This window comes from Corynebacterium parakroppenstedtii (assembly GCF_019754935.1).
In the GTDB taxonomy this organism is placed as follows: domain Bacteria; phylum Actinomycetota; class Actinomycetes; order Mycobacteriales; family Mycobacteriaceae; genus Corynebacterium; species Corynebacterium parakroppenstedtii.
Map to the genome: position 1 here is coordinate 887,229 of NZ_JAGSOA010000001.1, position 15,052 is coordinate 902,280.

Sequence of the window (15,052 nt, forward strand, 5' to 3'; positions counted from 1 at the left end):
TGGCTTTCCTTTACAGTCACCGTCTTTATCTCCCGTTATCCATCTGCCGGTCCATATAGCGAACCTGAACAAGAGTGAGGCACAACAGGATGAGGAAAAGGATGGTGGCGACGGTGGCTCCGTACCCCGCCCGGAAATTCGTGAATGTTTCCTGGTAGACCTGGTACACCAACGTGGTCGTGCCGGTTGTTTGCGGGCCACCCCGGGTCATTACTGAAATAATGTCGAAGACTTGGACAGAGTTGAGTGTTACGGTGATCGATAAGAAAAAGGTGCTCGGCCGCAACTGGGGGAGAATGACTTTCCATAATCGTGTCCACGGGCCGGCACCATCGATGGCCGCTGCTTCATCCAGTTCTTTATTCACGCCCTGCAATGCGGCGAGATAAATGACGAATGTGTATCCCAGGTTCTTCCAGATAAAGGTGAAGGTCACCATAAAAAGGGCCCATGCTGGCTCCGAGTAGAAGTTAGGCACGGGGATGTGAAAACGGCTGAGAATGTCCTGAATCAACCCAAAGTGAGGGTCGAAAATGAACTGAAATGCGACCCCGATGGCAGCCCCGGATAATGCGAAGGGGGCAAAAGCAATAGATCGGACAGCATTACGACCAAACAACTTTTGATCCAATATCAAAGCAAGAATAAGGCCTAAGGCCATGGAGCCGATCACGGCAAAGCCGGTAAACACAAGGGTGTTGAGAACAATGGTTCGGGTGTCATCTCGAGTGAGCCATTCCTTGTAGTTATCGAGCCCCACAAACGTCGCCGAGGGCGACGAAATATTCCACCGAAAGAATGACAAACGGATGTTGTCTATTAACGGCCGATACGTAAACACGGTCAGCAGCAGGAGATTAGGAAAAAGCAGTACTGCAGCTAGCAGCGCTTCTTTCCGTTGAGCCCGCTTGGTGTCTGGTGCGTGAGTTGGTTGACTATCGAGCACCCACACAGGCTAGCTCCCCTAACGAATCTTCCCGTGACCTTAGAGTAAACCGTCGAGAACATTTAGGTGAACAAACAGAAAACACCCACGCCCTTCCGTTTAGGAGAGCCTAGGTTTAGGATTTAAGTATGTTCTCTTGTTCACGCTCCCCACTAGTACTTGTTGCCAGTTCTACCGCCCTCACCGCGGCTCTCGCAGTGGGTGTGCCAGCACTAACGGCACCGGCGCCCGCAACAGCGGCACCGAGCATTCCGGATAATCTCCCCGTCTTCCCTCAGGTTCAGGAGAATCCATCCATCACTGTCACTTTTGAAGATGGAACTCCCGCCGAAGGTGCAACCGTGCACCGTGGTGATGTCCTCCTGGTCCACGGTTCCGGGTTCTCCCCTCAGGCCAACAAGGGCGGCTTCCCACTTCCGGTACCCCCGGGCACGTCCAACGGCGTATTCGTTCTCTACAGCGGGTTCCCCGATCAGTGGAAGCCCAGTGAAAACGCCGATTCCTCCACCCGCAAGCACCCCCACGACCGGATGGCGTGGGTCATGCCCAAGGGCACACTGGACGCAATTCCGCAGCAGCCGATTGACATGCACCGTTCCATCGCCCGCCAGGCTCAACCCATGAACGACGACGGCACCTTCACCGCTCGCCTCGTCGTCGATCCCCCTGAGCAAACACCCGGTACCAACTTCGGCGTGTACACCTACGCCGGTGGCGGATCCGTCAACCCAGCCGAGGAACTCTACGTTCCTATCAACTACTCGCCCGAGCCTGGCCCGAACACTCCGCCAGCACCCACGGAGGACCTCGTCGTTAAGGCAAACGAGCTTTTCACGGCGACCAAACTGGCACAGGGTGGAGTCAACCCCAAGAACGGGGCGGCCAAGCAGGACGATGCCCAGACTGTGTCGTTTAGCCGCGACCGTGCCGCCGAAGAAGCTGCAAACGATGGCATCCGTCGTTACAAAGGTTCCGTCACGGGGTCCGCACGGTTCAATGTTGTCGAGCTGACCGTCGCTAATCCGTGGATCATTACGCTGCCCAATGGCACCGAAATCCTGACTGCGGAGACATCGGACGGTAACGTGGGCCCAGACTCGTTGACTCGACGTCCCATCGGTATCTTATCGCCCGCCAATGAGAATGGTGCAAAGACCTATGGCATCGGGCCATTGCAGTACGGCGAATTGACCGAGCAGCAGTAAGACCGCGCCGGTGGTTGCATCGGCAGGTACACGGAGTACGCCGAGATTGAACACCATATACCCGACAAGGAGCAGTTTTATGGAAAGTGTGACAGTCCACGACATTCCCGACGGCGCGCAATTCGTCGACGTTCGCGAGGCAGATGAATATGCCGACGGCCATGCCGCGGGTGCTATCAACATTCCGCTCAGCGAATTAATGGGTCGCTACCAAGAACTGGACTTCGATCAACCGGCGTACATTATCTGCCTCTCCGGAGGACGGTCTACCCGGGCCTGCCAGTTCCTGGAGCAAAACGGCCTCGACGTCATCAACGTGAAGGACGGCACCTTGGCCTGGCGCGAAGCTGATCTCCCCATGGAAACGGGATCCGGCGACTAAGCTCCGGCGACGGCTAAGTCCAGTGGCTAAGCCCGGGCAACTCGGCTCGGGCACCTCTCATAAACCCCGGTTGAGCACGACAAACTCAGTGGAGTTATGCTCAGCGCCGGGGTTTTCGTCGTCAATAATCGTCATTGAATAACTACGCTGCCGTAACCAATACACATAGTCAATACACAATGGTCGAAGACGATAACGACATCATTTTTGTGGGAAATATCAATTGTTTTTAATACCCCACTTTCGGCTAAGATCAGCAATATGGCGAAGTCGAGCAAGAAAAAGAAATCTGGTCATAAGCCAGATAAATCAAACAAGGATGAGAATAAGGCTGCCCAAGGTGCAGATGGCACCGAAACCGCGCCAGCAACCCTCACCTCGGAAGTCGAAGACTCGCTTTTTTACCAGGTGTACCAGCTGAACAAAATGTTCAGAGAGGTCGCCGATAACACCCTTAATGAATTCGAGCTCTCTCAACGCGCGTACTGGCTTCTCGAATGCGTCCGACGCGACAAGGGCTATTCCCAAAGTGAGCTCGGAGAACTTCTCGGCGTTGACCGTTCCGACATGGTCCGCCTCATCGATTCGTTAGAGGAAGACAACCTGCTCCAGCGGGTACGCTCGACAGAAGACCGTCGAAAACAACTTATTACGATTACGCCAGACGGTATTACTGTTCGGCACAAGATTCGTCACGCGCTAACCGACGCCGAAAATGATCTGCTCGACGAACTCAACGACAAACAAAGTAACCGCCTACGGAAATACACCAGCAAGCTAACCACGGGAGTGTCATTGTGAATTCGCGGAGAGTGTTGGGGAACCATTCGCTCGCTTCACAACCCCACACTCTCACACGGATTTTTGCTGATCAGGCCGACGCCACCCCCGATGCCCTCGCCATCGACACGGGCACCCAAACCATCACATACGCTCGCCTCTCGCAGCGGTACCACGAAATTGCCGACGACCTACGCGCTGTTGCCGGACGTGGCGACCGCGTCGGCATCGCCATTGCCGACCCCATCGAGTACTACGCTGCCCTCCTTGCGACCATGTCTATCGGTGCAGCGTATGTCCCTGTGTCGGCGACTTCCGCACACGGTCAGGGACGCCAGGACGCTGACCTAGCCGTCACGGAACCATCTGCGGACCACACTGCCCACGATTCGCTGAACTCGCGGGACTCGATCGCTCGCCGGTCGGCCGGGGGAGAAAACCGCTCAGCCACTGGAAACAACGGAAGACACCAGTCCCAGGCCCGCGGCGGAACGGTCCCCTATTCGGCATTAACCTCACGCCCGCGCGCCATCCCCCGGTCACCCGAACCGGCCTCCGGATATTCACTCGACGAGGTGAGCGCCGGACTCCGACTCACCGCCGCTGTAACAGACTCAGGCGTTCAATCCCTACGGCCGGCAACACGCCAGGCCCACAAGCCATCACCCTCCGACGCTGCCGCTGTGTTCTTCGGCAGCCGATCATTGGTTCTCCCCCATCGTTGCGCCACCGCCGGGATCAGCGCGGAAACACACCTTTTTGTTCCCGACGACCCCATCGGCGCTGGCGACCGCGTCGGCGCGATAGCGTCCCACACGGATCCACGCAGCGTCGAAGAAATATGGCTGGCCTGGTCCACCGGCGCGTGCCTCGTGCCCTACACGAATGACGCTGTACACGGGTCCGCCCCTACGACCATTGACCGCTGGATCGCAGACCGCAGCATCTCTGTCATCTCAACGACGCCGAGCGACGTCTTGTCCTGGCACACCGACCCCACCGCGTTACGCCTCCTCATCCTGGGCGGCGAGCCCTGCCCGGCTGACATCACGCGCGTCATGGCCGGGCGCGAAGTGTGGAATACGTACCGCACTGAAGCAACCGGGGTCACGTCGGCAGCCAAAATAACCCCGGAGACTCCCCTGTCGCTGATGGGGCAACCGCTGGCCGGTTGGGAAGCAACCGTCATTGACGAAGTGGGGCACCCCGTCGAGCCTGGGCGGGCCGGCGAACTTGTGATCAGCGGTGTTGGGCTCGCCCACTACTTCGACCTCATCCACGATGCGGAGACCTTCGCGCCCGTCTCGCAATTCGGATGGAACCGCGCGTACCGGACCGGCGACCTCGTCACCGTCAGCGAGGACGGTCTGCATTTCGTGCGGCATATCGACGAGCAGGCGCGCATCAGCGGGCACCGCGTGGATCTCATCCATGTCGACGCTGTTCTCCACGACCTCCCGGGTGCCGACGACACCACAGCGGCGCTCACGACGTCGACGCACGGGCCGAAGCTGCTGGGTTACGTCCAAAGTAAGAGTCTGACGGAAAAATCGGCGCAAACGTATCTGGCCCGGCGCGTGCCGCGGGCGCTGATGCCATCTATTTACGTTGTGAATGCGCTGCCCCACCAGCCGGAGATCTCTCATCAGCCGACGTCATCTAGGCAAACGTCTTCTGAGCATGAGTCGCAGAACTCCAACCAGAAAGCCGCCGATACGAAGACGCATGATGCGTCGACGCCAACTCCGTCGACACGTGATACGTCGACACCCCCGACCACGCCTCCGCAGGAAAGCTCCACTACGGCGATCGTGCCAGCTACACAGGACTCGTCGTCGCAACGAAAAATGAGCTTCCGCGGTGGATGGCGGAAGCTCATGGCAACGATCGGTCGCTGGTTCAGAGGGAACTAATCACCAGAAACTCATCACCGGGGACTAGTCACCGATTTGGTCGCGGCCGCGCTTGACAATCTTCGGATCGGGCTGGCCGACAATGTCGTAGTCCTTATCCGTGTACTCGAACTTTGAGAGCACATAGCGCATCGCGTTAATACGTGCGCGCTTCTTGTCATTGGACTTAATCGTGATCCACGGCGACTCATTCGTGTCCGTGTAGCGGAACTGCTCTTCCTTGGCCCGCGTGTAATCGTCCCACTTATCCAGGGACGCCAAGTCCATCGGCGAGAGCTTCCACTGCCGCACGGGGTCAACCTGGCGAATGGCGAAGCGGGTGCGCTGCTCTTTCTGCGTCACCGAGAACCACAGCTTGGTCAAGCTAATTCCGGACCCCATAATCATGTTTTCCAACATGGGGACCTCGCGCAAGAACTCCGCATGCTGCGACTCTGTACAGAACCCCATCACGCGCTCGACGCCGGACCTGTTGTACCAGGAGCGGTCGAAGAACACGATTTCGCCCGCCGCTGGATAGTGCTCGATGTAGCGCTGGAAGTACCAGGACGTGGATTCACGCGGCGACGGCTTTTCCAAAGCGACGGTCCGCGCACCACGGGGATTCAAGTGCTCATTGAAGCGCTTAATCGTGCCACCCTTACCCGCAGCATCGCGCCCTTCGAAGAGAATGATGTGCTTCTGGCCCGTATCCTTCGTCCAGTTCTGCCATTTCAGCAGCTCGATCTGAAGGGCGCGCTTAATATGCTCGTATTCCTTACGAGTCATGCGCTCGTCGTAGGGGTAGTTTTCACGCCATGTATCTACGCGATGCCCATCGGGGGTAATGAGTACTGGGTCATCTTCATCGGAGTCATCGACGATATAGCCTTCGGTATCAGCAAGGTCGACGACGTGGAACTCCTCATCGTTCGAGGTTTTTCCCTCCTTAGCACCGTCCTCGGCGCTAGTGGTGTCCTTTTTCCGATCGTCTTCATCAGCCATATTCAAAGTCTATGACGAACGGGCGTTGAACCGGGCATCAACTAGGCAGGTCGGGGGGTTAATGTGGGGGTTATCTCCCCCACACCGCCGCTATTCGGCACGAATCAGCAGAGCCAACCGACATAACAAAAACAGACCGTTCCGAGATCGGAACAGTCTGTCAGTGCTTGTCAGGCGTCACGGTCATTGGCCACACGGTTAGAAAACCCGCGGGCCAATAAACGCGGGCCAATAACTCAGCCTCTATGTGGTTCTAATTAGAAGCCACCCATGCCGGCCATCTCATCGGCACCCGGTGCAGCTGGAGCAGCAGGCTCAGGCTTGTCCGCAACGACGGCCTCCGTCGTCAAGAACAGGGATGCGATGGAGGATGCGTTCTGCAGTGCGGAACGCGTCACCTTCACCGGATCGTTAATACCAGCGTCCATCAGGTTGACGTACTCGCCGGTGGCTGCGTTCAAGCCGAAGCCTTCGTCGAGGTTAGCAACCTTGTCTGCGACGACGCCGGGCTCGAAGCCAGCGTTGACAGCGATCTGCTTCAACGGAGCTTCCAGGGCGGCACGGAGGATGCGGACACCGATGGCTTCGTCGCCAGCGAATCCGAGGTCATCATCCAAGACGGAGGATGCCTGCAGCAGTGCGGATCCACCACCAGCAACAATGCCTTCCTCGGCGGCGGCCTTAGCGTTGCGCACAGCGTCCTCGATGCGGTGCTTACGCTCCTTCAGCTCAACCTCGGTTGCGGCACCAACCTTCAGCACAGCAACGCCACCGGCCAGCTTGGCCAAGCGCTCCTGCAGCTTCTCACGGTCGTAGTCCGAGTCAGAGTTCTCAATCTCCGCACGGATCTGCTTGACGCGGCCTTCGATCTGCTCCGAGGAGCCAGCACCCTCAACGATGGTGGTCTCATCCTTCGTGACGACGACCTTGCGGGCACGGCCCAGCATCGGGAGGTCAGCGTTCTCCAGGGTGAGGCCAACTTCCTCGGAGATAACCTGGCCACCGGTCAGAATGGCCATATCCTGCAGCTGAGCCTTGCGGCGGTCACCGAAGCCCGGAGCCTTCACAGCAACGGACTTGAAGGTTCCACGAATCTTGTTCACAACGAGGGTGGACAGAGCCTCACCCTCGACGTCCTCAGCGACGATCAGCAACGGTTTGCCGGACTGCATGACCTTTTCAAGCAGCGGGAGGAGGTCTTTCACATTCCCGATCTTGGAGGACACGAGCAGGATGTAGGGATCCTCAAGGACGGCTTCCTGGCGCTCCATGTCGGTCGCGAAGTAGCCGGAGATGTAGCCCTTGTCGAAGCGCATACCTTCGGTGACTTCGAGGTCAACGCCAAAGGTGTTGGACTCCTCAACGGTGATCACGCCGTCTTTGTTGAGCTTGCCGTCGCCCACCTTGTACATGGCCTTGGCGATCAGCTCACCAATGGTCTGGTCGGCGGCAGAAATGCCAGCCGTTGCGGCGATTTCTTCCTCAGTTTCGATGTCCTTAGCGGAATCCAGCAGCTGCTTGGTCACAGCCTTGGTAGCAGCCTGAATACCGCGCTTAATGCCCATCGGGTTGGAGCCAGCAGCGACGTTGCGCAGGCCCTCACGGACGAGCGACTGAGCCAGAACGGTCGCTGTCGTGGTTCCGTCGCCGGCAACGTCGTCGGTCTTCTTCGCAACCTCTTTAACGAGCTCCGCACCGATCTTTTCGTACGGATCCTCGAGTTCGATTTCGCGGGCGATAGTCACACCATCGTTGGTGATCGTGGGAGCGCCCCACTTCTTTTCTAGGACGACGTTGCGGCCCTTTGGCCCTAACGTCACCTTGACTGCATCAGCAAGGGCGTTGAGTCCCTTTTCCAATCCGCGGCGAGCTTCCTCGTCGAAAGCAATGATCTTGGCCATGAGGCTTTCCGATCCTCCGTTTATGTTGACGACACACGATCCGGCAGCGGCGCCCGCGACGGCACGAGAAATATGTGTCTTCTATTTCTCTCACCACAGCCGGTGAACATTTGTTGTAACTCTCTGGCACTCACAGTCCCGGAGTGCTAACTCTTGTTTAGCAGTCTCGGGCTTAGAGTGCAAGGTTTCAGGTTGAGATGGTTGAGATGGTTGAGATGGTTGCAGTCCGACGCTGCCTCTCCCCTCGAGGGCGCTACCCTAGGGAGCATGACTCACGACGCTGCAGACAGCAAAGAAACACACTCTACAGATACAGCGAGCATCTATTCCCCAGAGGAAGCCACCCACTACGTCACCTCACGAATGGATGACGTTCGCTCGTGGTTAACCGAACTCGTGGGCTGCGCTTCTGTCCACGACTTCGCCGGACTCGAAGAGGAGACAACCCGCGCCGCTAACTGGGTGGTCGACGCTTTTACGGCCGCCGGCATCCCCGTCGAAAAGCACCAGACTGCCGACGGTTCTACTGCCGTGATTGGGGTGCGTCAGCCCAGCGAGGGTATGCCGACCGTCATGCTGTACTCGCATTATGACGTCCAGCCGGCCACGGATACTGACGCGTGGGATTCCGACCCGTGGACGCTCACCGAACGCAATGGGCGGTGGTACGGGCGCGGTACCGCAGACTGCAAGGGCAATGTTGTGATGCACCTCGCCGCCTTGCATGGACTCAAAGAGTGGGAGGAACTGCACCCGGAGGCACCGAAGCTCGGCATCCGCGTTGTTGTCGAAGGCTCCGAGGAGCGTGGCGGTGCCGGATTAGACGCACTATTAAAGGAGCGTCCCGAGCTTTTCTCTGCCGACGACATCTTGATCGCCGATTCCGGTTCCGATCGTGTTGGCGAGCCCGCGCTGTGCACGTCGTTACGCGGTAGCGCAGGAGTAAAAGTTACTTTGCAAACGCTGGAAGGACCGGTTCACTCGGGGCAATTCGGCGGAGCTGCGCCCGATGCTCTTCTGGCGATGATCCACCTTCTCGGCACGCTGCACGATGACAATGGTCTGCTCACTGTCGACGGTTTGGACACCTCAGGTCATTGGGATGGTAACCAAGCCGATCCAGAGAATTTCCGTAAAGACGCGTCGGTGCTGGATGGCGTTGAGCTTTACGGAGCGGCCGGCACCACGCATGGCGACGGCCCCAGCGTGACTGACCTCACCGTCGCGCAGCCGGCCATTACGGTCACGGCTCTGGACGCAGTTCCCACCAAGGACGTCATCAATGCCGTGCCGGCCAGCTGCGCTGCGGTGTTGAACCTGCGCGTGCCGTCGACCATGGATCCCGTCAAGGCGCAAGACACACTCGTCAAGCACCTGGAAAACCACGTCCCGTGGGGCACTCACATCACCATCGAGCGCGAGTCGATCGGCGAACCTTTCCGCGCCGACACGTCGGGGCCCCTTCACGCCACTCTCGGCCAAGCCATGACCGACGCTTTCCAGACGGACGTCGTGTACAACGCCTCTGGCGGATCGATCCCGCTCTGCGCGGGCCTTCTCAAGGCGAATCCCAACGCTGAGCTCGCCCTCTTCGGCGTCGAGGAACCCGAAGCGCGGATCCACAGCGCTAATGAGTCGGTTGATCCGTCCGAGGTCAAGCACTTCGCCATCGCGGAACTACTCTTCCTCGCGCGGTTCGGAAGGGACTAGCCACGTCGGAGGGGATTAATCGCGGCCCCTCGTCGAGCCCCTTCCAGTACCCCCGCTATAGCCCCCTCAAGCAGATATTCCACATTTCGAGAATCTGCATGTTCAGGGGGTATTTTTATGCTCTATTTGTTCAGCCACAGCTTAAGCGTGCCGTCGTTTTACCCCCGATCTACAACCGTGTATCCGAACCATGTTGCGTGGGTCACACGACGTCGATACAGTTGCCACCATGCTTAAGGCGAACCTTAAGGGACTTCGCAACCTCAAGCACTCGGCTCTGGCCACCTCGAACACCCTCGAGGTCACCGCAGCGTCGGCCCTCATCGCGGCCCCCGCGCTACGAGTACTTAAGGCTAGCGACCTCGGCGGCGAGCAGGACTGACCTCGTCCGCCCAGGATTGAGCCCAGAACCCCAGGCCCCGTCAGTCCGCCCGCCCGTGATGGCCACCGCGCTATCACCCCGGATACAACTGACGATGGCACCGTCCGATCACGACGGATCCGCTCGATCCTGATGGCCCAACCATACGGCCCCTGATTACACGGAACGGCCCAACACGATGACTGGCCGATCTTCCAGCGTCATCACAGCACCATCGCGGCCCCGTCGACACAGGACAGTGCCGACACAGGACAAAGCTGTAACCAGGGTGAAGCGCCAAAGAAATAAGGATTCCGCCCCCGTGTTTATCTATACCCCCAGCCGACGTCGCACACACTCATTCACCCGGGACACCACCAGAGCTTTCTCCACACCCAACCAGGGCACGAACTTCGAGGCGCAGCCCACCCGTCGCACTTTTGCCGACGACCCCTTCCGCGCCCGATTCGGCCACCGACTGCCCCGCGGATTGCGGGAACAAGCCCACGGCATGGCCTGGCGGACGTTCACGGAAACATTTTGCTCTCCCGGTGGTGCGCTGAGCTTACAATCGCTGAACCACGAGCAGCTGCGCGCCGGACGTCGTCGCTACACCATCACTCTGGCTGACAGCACGCAGCCGCCCTCCCAGCGCACATCCACCCACACCATCACATCGATGGGCGCTATCAGCGCCATGACCCACATCCTGGCTGACGGTGGACGTCGCGTCGAGATCCTGGAATTCCACCAGTTCACGATCTTCGAAGCAACCGTCACCATGATCTATGCAGCCCATGATCGTCGGAAAGTCTGGACCGTCGGATTCGGTTCTAATCCCGACATTTCTGCCGCTAATTCCCTGGTCAACGCTGCTAATCGCCTGTACCCGACGGTTAAATAGGCCGGCCGCTCAGTGAGCCGACCACCGGCCGATCACCACCAGCCAGCGTTACCTCTCGTCCGGGAAGTTCTCTTTCAACTCTTTAATCGACGCGCGCACGGCGGCCTTCCACGCGTCCGGCGTCGCAAACCCATCTAGCGCCCCGGCTTCGCCAGCCAAACGAACGCCGGGTTCGCGGGCAGCACCTGCCGCACGGGCTATCCGCCGCTGACGCTCATAGGACGCCCCCTTTTTCACAATCGTCAGGACATCCTCCAACTCGCGTCGGCACGATAAATCGTCGGCAACGGGCCGGAGCCGCTCAACCCACTCGCGAATATCGTCGCGCACATCCTTTTCATTGGTGTCTCGATCCACAATGACGATCGCATCCAGGCCATACCGCGCCGCACGCCACTTATTTTCGACGATGTGCCACTGCTGCAGGCTCGGCAAGTCCTCCCCGCGGTCGTAGGCGCGGTCGAAATACACCACCGCGCAATGAACAAAAGCAACGATCGCGCTGAGATCGCGCATGTTGGTGGTGGCGTCGGCAAAACGGACTTCAATGGTTCCCCATTTGCCTGCTGGACGGATATCCAAATGCATGGCGTCGGGCTTGTCGATCACCCCACTGCGCAGCTGGTCACGGGTGAATTCCTCCCACTCGGCCCAGGTTGTCATGGGGTACGGGAGCCCGGCCGTCGGCAATTGTTGATACAGGAGCGTCCTATTGCTGGCGTACCCGGTGTCCATCCCCTCCCACGCGGGCGAGGAGGCGGACATTGCCAAAATGTGGGGATACAAGGTGAGCATCGCGTTGATGATCGGCCATACCCGTTCCTTCGAGCGGATTCCCACATGCACATGAATACCCCAGATCAGCATCTGGCGGCCCCACCATTGGGTACGCTCGATGATTTGTTGATAGTTCGTCTTATCCGAGAGTTCCTGATCGCCCCAGTGGGCGAAGGGGTGGGTGCCGACGGACAGCAATTCGACGCCGATATCATCCGCGGCCCGGAGCGCGAGATCGAGGGATTCGCGCAGGTCATCTTCAACATCGGCCACCGTGTTGCACACGGCCGTGACGAATTCAATCGTGTTCGAGAGGAATTCGCGGACAACGCGGTGATTCGGATCCATCGTGGACATCACATGCAGCAACTCCCCTGCACGCGGCGTGAGGTCCAGGGTCGTGGGGTCCACCAAGGCCAATTCCCACTCCACGCCCAATGTCGGCGCGGGGGAGGCGTTAAATGCGACAGTGGGAGGTTTTTCCGATGTCACTATGGTCTACCTTCCGGGCGTAAGACGACGACGCCGGGCCTTTCAGCCAAGCGTCGTAATGTTCATAAGTCGTGCGGTAGAACCGATCGGTCAGCCCGCTACTGATTCATATCAGCCGTCGTAACAACAACCACGGAGCCCGGGTGCTGGCCGGACACCATTTCCGCGTTGGCCAATTGCTGGTTGGTTTGGTCAGTTTTCGGCTGAGCTTTGAGCCCCAACGCCGTAGCTACCTCAGTTGCAGCAGCTTTGCTATCTGCGTTGTCGTCATACAGAACGACCGAGCCAGGGAAAGCCGCAGCTCCGTCGGCAGGCAAGTTACCGAACGAGGTGTTGGTCCAGCTATCGGCGTTGAGGTTTTTGGAAACCTTCTCTGCCAAACCTTGAACTCTCGAGTTGTTCAGAACGGTAACCTGAACTTTACTCTTATCCACCTTTTTATCCGTACTAGCGCCGTTGCTTCCGCTGTTCCCGTCCTGTGCAGCCGAGCCATTATCGGTGGTGTTCTGCGTGCCTTGGTTGCCGGCCGTGTTCTGTCCCTGGTCGGCGGTGCTGTCCGGATTATTGGCGTTATCGCCCGGCTGTTGCTGGCCTGTGGCAGCCCCAGCCCCTGGCGCACCGGTATTCCCCGGGTTCACGGGGGCCGACGACGACGTCGAACTTGCTGCTGAGTTGTCATCGTCCTTATCACCGCTCACCAGGTGGTAGATGCCAAAAGCGATCAGCGCGACGGCCACGACTAACAAGATCACGCCGATCGTGCGCAGCGGAACTTTGGACTTCTGAGTCTTCTTAGGCTGATCCTCTGCCGACGCTGCACGTGCGGGCTCTGATGCGCCGAGGTCCGACGCTAGAGGCGCCGCTGCCTCGTCATAGTTAGTGGGTTCGTCGTATTCCGCGCGGTCGTCATAGTCGAACGGTTCGGCGGGCTCATTGGGTTCGACGGGTTCCGATGCGGCCGCGCGCGACGTTGATGCCCCTCTACTGACGGAACCGTCGTGTGGGGTGGCGTGGCCATCGTGGGCGCCCGCCGCGGATGCGGCCTCTGGGCTGGCGCTTTCGTGATGATGCGGGGTCTCCTCGTACGAACCATAACCGGCGAAACCGGTGTACCCACCCTGAGCAGCACTCTCTCCTGCGGAATAATCGCCCGATTCTCCGGAGGAATATCCAGATTCCCCCTGGTCAGCGAAGGATCCATCGTTAAACGCTTGATCCTCGTAGACGCCATCACGTGCACCGTCGGTGTGCACGTCGTCGTCGAATAAATCATCGTTATCGCGATGATTATCGGCGCGACCATGAGAGCGGTCGCGATGGTTGCGGGGCGATTGTCCAGGTTCGTTATCGAAATTCACAAAACAATAATAACTTATTTCTCATTAGTCACTTTTATTTCATTCCCTGTGTCGGCAATACAGACGCACATTCGCTGCACCGTGTTGGTTAATAGAGCCGGCCGATGGGGACGGTCAGCGCTACCGACGGGGCCGACCAATGGAGCCGGTCATTACGGGCGATCAGTACGGACGGTCAGAATTCGCAATGCGCAGCAACCGGGACACCGTCGTCGGGAACTCCTCAAGAGCTTCTCTACGCTGGATTAACCGGAAAAGACGCTGGTAGTAGCGGATCGGACTCAGATTGAACCGACGGCGAATCAACTCGTCTTTTGCAGAATCTCTCCTCCACACACGCCGCTCAAATTCCAACATGCGTCGCTCGTCGTCAGTGAGTCCACGTTGTGTCTTGTCCTCATTGTGGGAATCATTGTGGGCATCACTAGTGGCGTCATCCGCATCATGCGCGTTGGCGGAATCCTGTGCGCTGTCGGAAGTGTCACCATCGCCATGAGCAGATCCCGCGTCATTCGTCGTCACCCTATTGTTCACCCCGCAATCATTCTTCTCGTCCACTACGTCCATCGATATCCGCAGACGATATCCGCAGTTCAACCACCATGAGCTCGGCAGATAGGGCGCACGCCTTCTCTATCTGACCGTCCGTATCTGACCGTGTCAGGAACTGCCACTACTCTATACCCCATGACTGTGCGCCCAATTGTTATCGCTGGTGATCCTGTCCTCCATAACCCCACCCAGCCTGTTACCGAGTCACCCGAGGAAATTGCCGAACTCGTTGCAGATATGTATGAAACTCTCGAGCTCTCTCATGGAGTCGGCCTCGCCGCAAACCAAATCGGAGTTGCCAAGCGGCTCTTCGTTTACGACTGCCCCGATATCGAAGGACCCGACGGCGATTCCAAGTCAGAGGAAAAACTCAAAGCTCAAGGGGGACCGCGACGTAAAGGATGCGTGGTCAATCCTGTTCTAGAAACTTCCGAGATCCCCGAGACAATGCCGGCTATCGACGGCTCCGACGCCGAGGGCTGTCTCTCTGTACCTGGCTTGGACTTTCCCACAGGACGCGCACACTGGGCTCGCGTCACCGGAACCGACGAACACGGGGAGCCAGTGAGCATCGAGGGCTACGGGTTCTTCGCGCGGTGCTTGCAGCACGAGGTCGGCCACCTGGACGGCTACCTCTACACCGACATGCTCATCGGCCGCTGGGCACGCATGGCGAAGAAGAAAATTAAACGCAACGGGTGGACCGTTCCCGGAAATACCTGGACACCGGGCGTTGATCCCGATCCCTTCGGCGAAGACGATGAGTAAAACGATCAAGACGAGTAAA

At 58.5% G+C, this 15,052-nt stretch carries 14 protein-coding genes; 8 read left to right on the forward strand and 6 right to left on the reverse strand.

Features of this window, described 5'->3' with window-relative positions:
• Window positions 1-25 precede the first annotated feature (25 nt).
• Complete coding sequence (locus tag KCQ76_RS03725) at window positions 26-946, reverse strand: carbohydrate ABC transporter permease (protein ID WP_046202842.1); 921 nt, start codon at window positions 944-946, stop codon at window positions 26-28.
• Between the two features lie 128 nt (window positions 947-1,074).
• On the opposite strand from KCQ76_RS03725, the gene KCQ76_RS03730 reads away from it, so the two are divergent.
• The 4 genes from KCQ76_RS03730 (at window position 1,075) to KCQ76_RS03745 (ending at window position 5,226) form a co-directional block, all read left to right on the forward strand.
• Window positions 1,075-2,151 carry a hypothetical protein gene (locus tag KCQ76_RS03730; RefSeq protein ID WP_046205099.1) on the forward strand — a complete coding sequence of 359 codons (1,077 nt, stop codon included), beginning with the start codon at window positions 1,075-1,077 and terminating at the stop codon, window positions 2,149-2,151.
• A gap of 79 nt (window positions 2,152-2,230) precedes the next feature.
• Window positions 2,231-2,533: a rhodanese-like domain-containing protein gene (locus KCQ76_RS03735; RefSeq protein ID WP_046202705.1), complete on the forward strand. Its 303-nt coding sequence runs from the start codon at window positions 2,231-2,233 to the stop codon at window positions 2,531-2,533.
• A 261-nt stretch (window positions 2,534-2,794) separates the two neighbouring features.
• Complete coding sequence (locus KCQ76_RS03740; RefSeq protein ID WP_012732276.1) at window positions 2,795-3,334, forward strand: MarR family winged helix-turn-helix transcriptional regulator; 540 nt, start codon at window positions 2,795-2,797, stop codon at window positions 3,332-3,334.
• Window positions 3,331-5,226 carry an AMP-binding protein gene (locus KCQ76_RS03745; RefSeq protein ID WP_046205098.1) on the forward strand — a complete coding sequence of 632 codons (1,896 nt, stop codon included), beginning with the start codon at window positions 3,331-3,333 and terminating at the stop codon, window positions 5,224-5,226. The genes KCQ76_RS03740 and KCQ76_RS03745 overlap by 4 nt, the downstream gene beginning before the upstream one ends.
• A 24-nt stretch (window positions 5,227-5,250) precedes the next feature.
• Here the strand turns inward: KCQ76_RS03745 and ppk2 are convergent, their stop codons facing one another.
• Window positions 5,251-6,210, reverse strand: coding sequence for a polyphosphate kinase 2 (gene ppk2 / locus KCQ76_RS03750; protein WP_012732278.1), 960 nt, complete (start codon window positions 6,208-6,210; stop codon window positions 5,251-5,253).
• A 257-nt stretch (window positions 6,211-6,467) separates the two neighbouring features.
• On the reverse strand, window positions 6,468-8,111 hold the full coding sequence (gene groL, locus KCQ76_RS03755) for a chaperonin GroEL (RefSeq protein ID WP_046205097.1): 1,644 nt from the start codon (window positions 8,109-8,111) through the stop codon (window positions 6,468-6,470).
• Window positions 8,112-8,378: 267 nt separating this feature from the next.
• Between groL and KCQ76_RS03760 the strand changes: the two genes are divergently transcribed.
• From KCQ76_RS03760 to KCQ76_RS03770, 3 genes are all read left to right on the forward strand, one after another.
• Window positions 8,379-9,821 carry a dipeptidase gene (locus KCQ76_RS03760; RefSeq protein ID WP_046203588.1) on the forward strand — a complete coding sequence of 481 codons (1,443 nt, stop codon included), beginning with the start codon at window positions 8,379-8,381 and terminating at the stop codon, window positions 9,819-9,821.
• 229 nt (window positions 9,822-10,050) lie between these two features.
• A complete protein-coding gene (locus tag KCQ76_RS03765; protein WP_156441629.1) occupies window positions 10,051-10,203 on the forward strand; it encodes a hypothetical protein in 153 nt (50 codons plus the stop codon).
• A gap of 178 nt (window positions 10,204-10,381) precedes the next feature.
• Entirely contained in the window at window positions 10,382-11,086 is a 705-nt protein-coding gene (locus KCQ76_RS03770; protein WP_146003182.1) for a 2-isopropylmalate synthase, read from the forward strand.
• A 48-nt stretch (window positions 11,087-11,134) separates the two neighbouring features.
• Here the strand turns inward: KCQ76_RS03770 and KCQ76_RS03775 are convergent, their stop codons facing one another.
• The 3 genes from KCQ76_RS03775 to KCQ76_RS10960 all read right to left on the reverse strand — a co-directional run bounded on the left by KCQ76_RS03775 (window position 11,135) and on the right by KCQ76_RS10960 (window position 14,271).
• On the reverse strand, window positions 11,135-12,355 hold the full coding sequence (locus KCQ76_RS03775) for a glutamate--cysteine ligase (protein WP_046203585.1): 1,221 nt from the start codon (window positions 12,353-12,355) through the stop codon (window positions 11,135-11,137).
• 98 nt (window positions 12,356-12,453) lie between these two features.
• Window positions 12,454-13,713, reverse strand: coding sequence for a LytR C-terminal domain-containing protein (locus tag KCQ76_RS11050; protein WP_046203584.1), 1,260 nt, complete (start codon window positions 13,711-13,713; stop codon window positions 12,454-12,456).
• A 162-nt stretch (window positions 13,714-13,875) separates the two neighbouring features.
• A complete protein-coding gene (locus tag KCQ76_RS10960) occupies window positions 13,876-14,271 on the reverse strand; it encodes a DUF3263 domain-containing protein (protein ID WP_231725349.1) in 396 nt (131 codons plus the stop codon).
• 129 nt (window positions 14,272-14,400) lie between these two features.
• On the opposite strand from KCQ76_RS10960, the gene KCQ76_RS03790 reads away from it, so the two are divergent.
• On the forward strand, window positions 14,401-15,033 hold the full coding sequence (locus KCQ76_RS03790; protein WP_046203583.1) for a peptide deformylase: 633 nt from the start codon (window positions 14,401-14,403) through the stop codon (window positions 15,031-15,033).
• Window positions 15,034-15,052 lie beyond the last annotated feature (19 nt).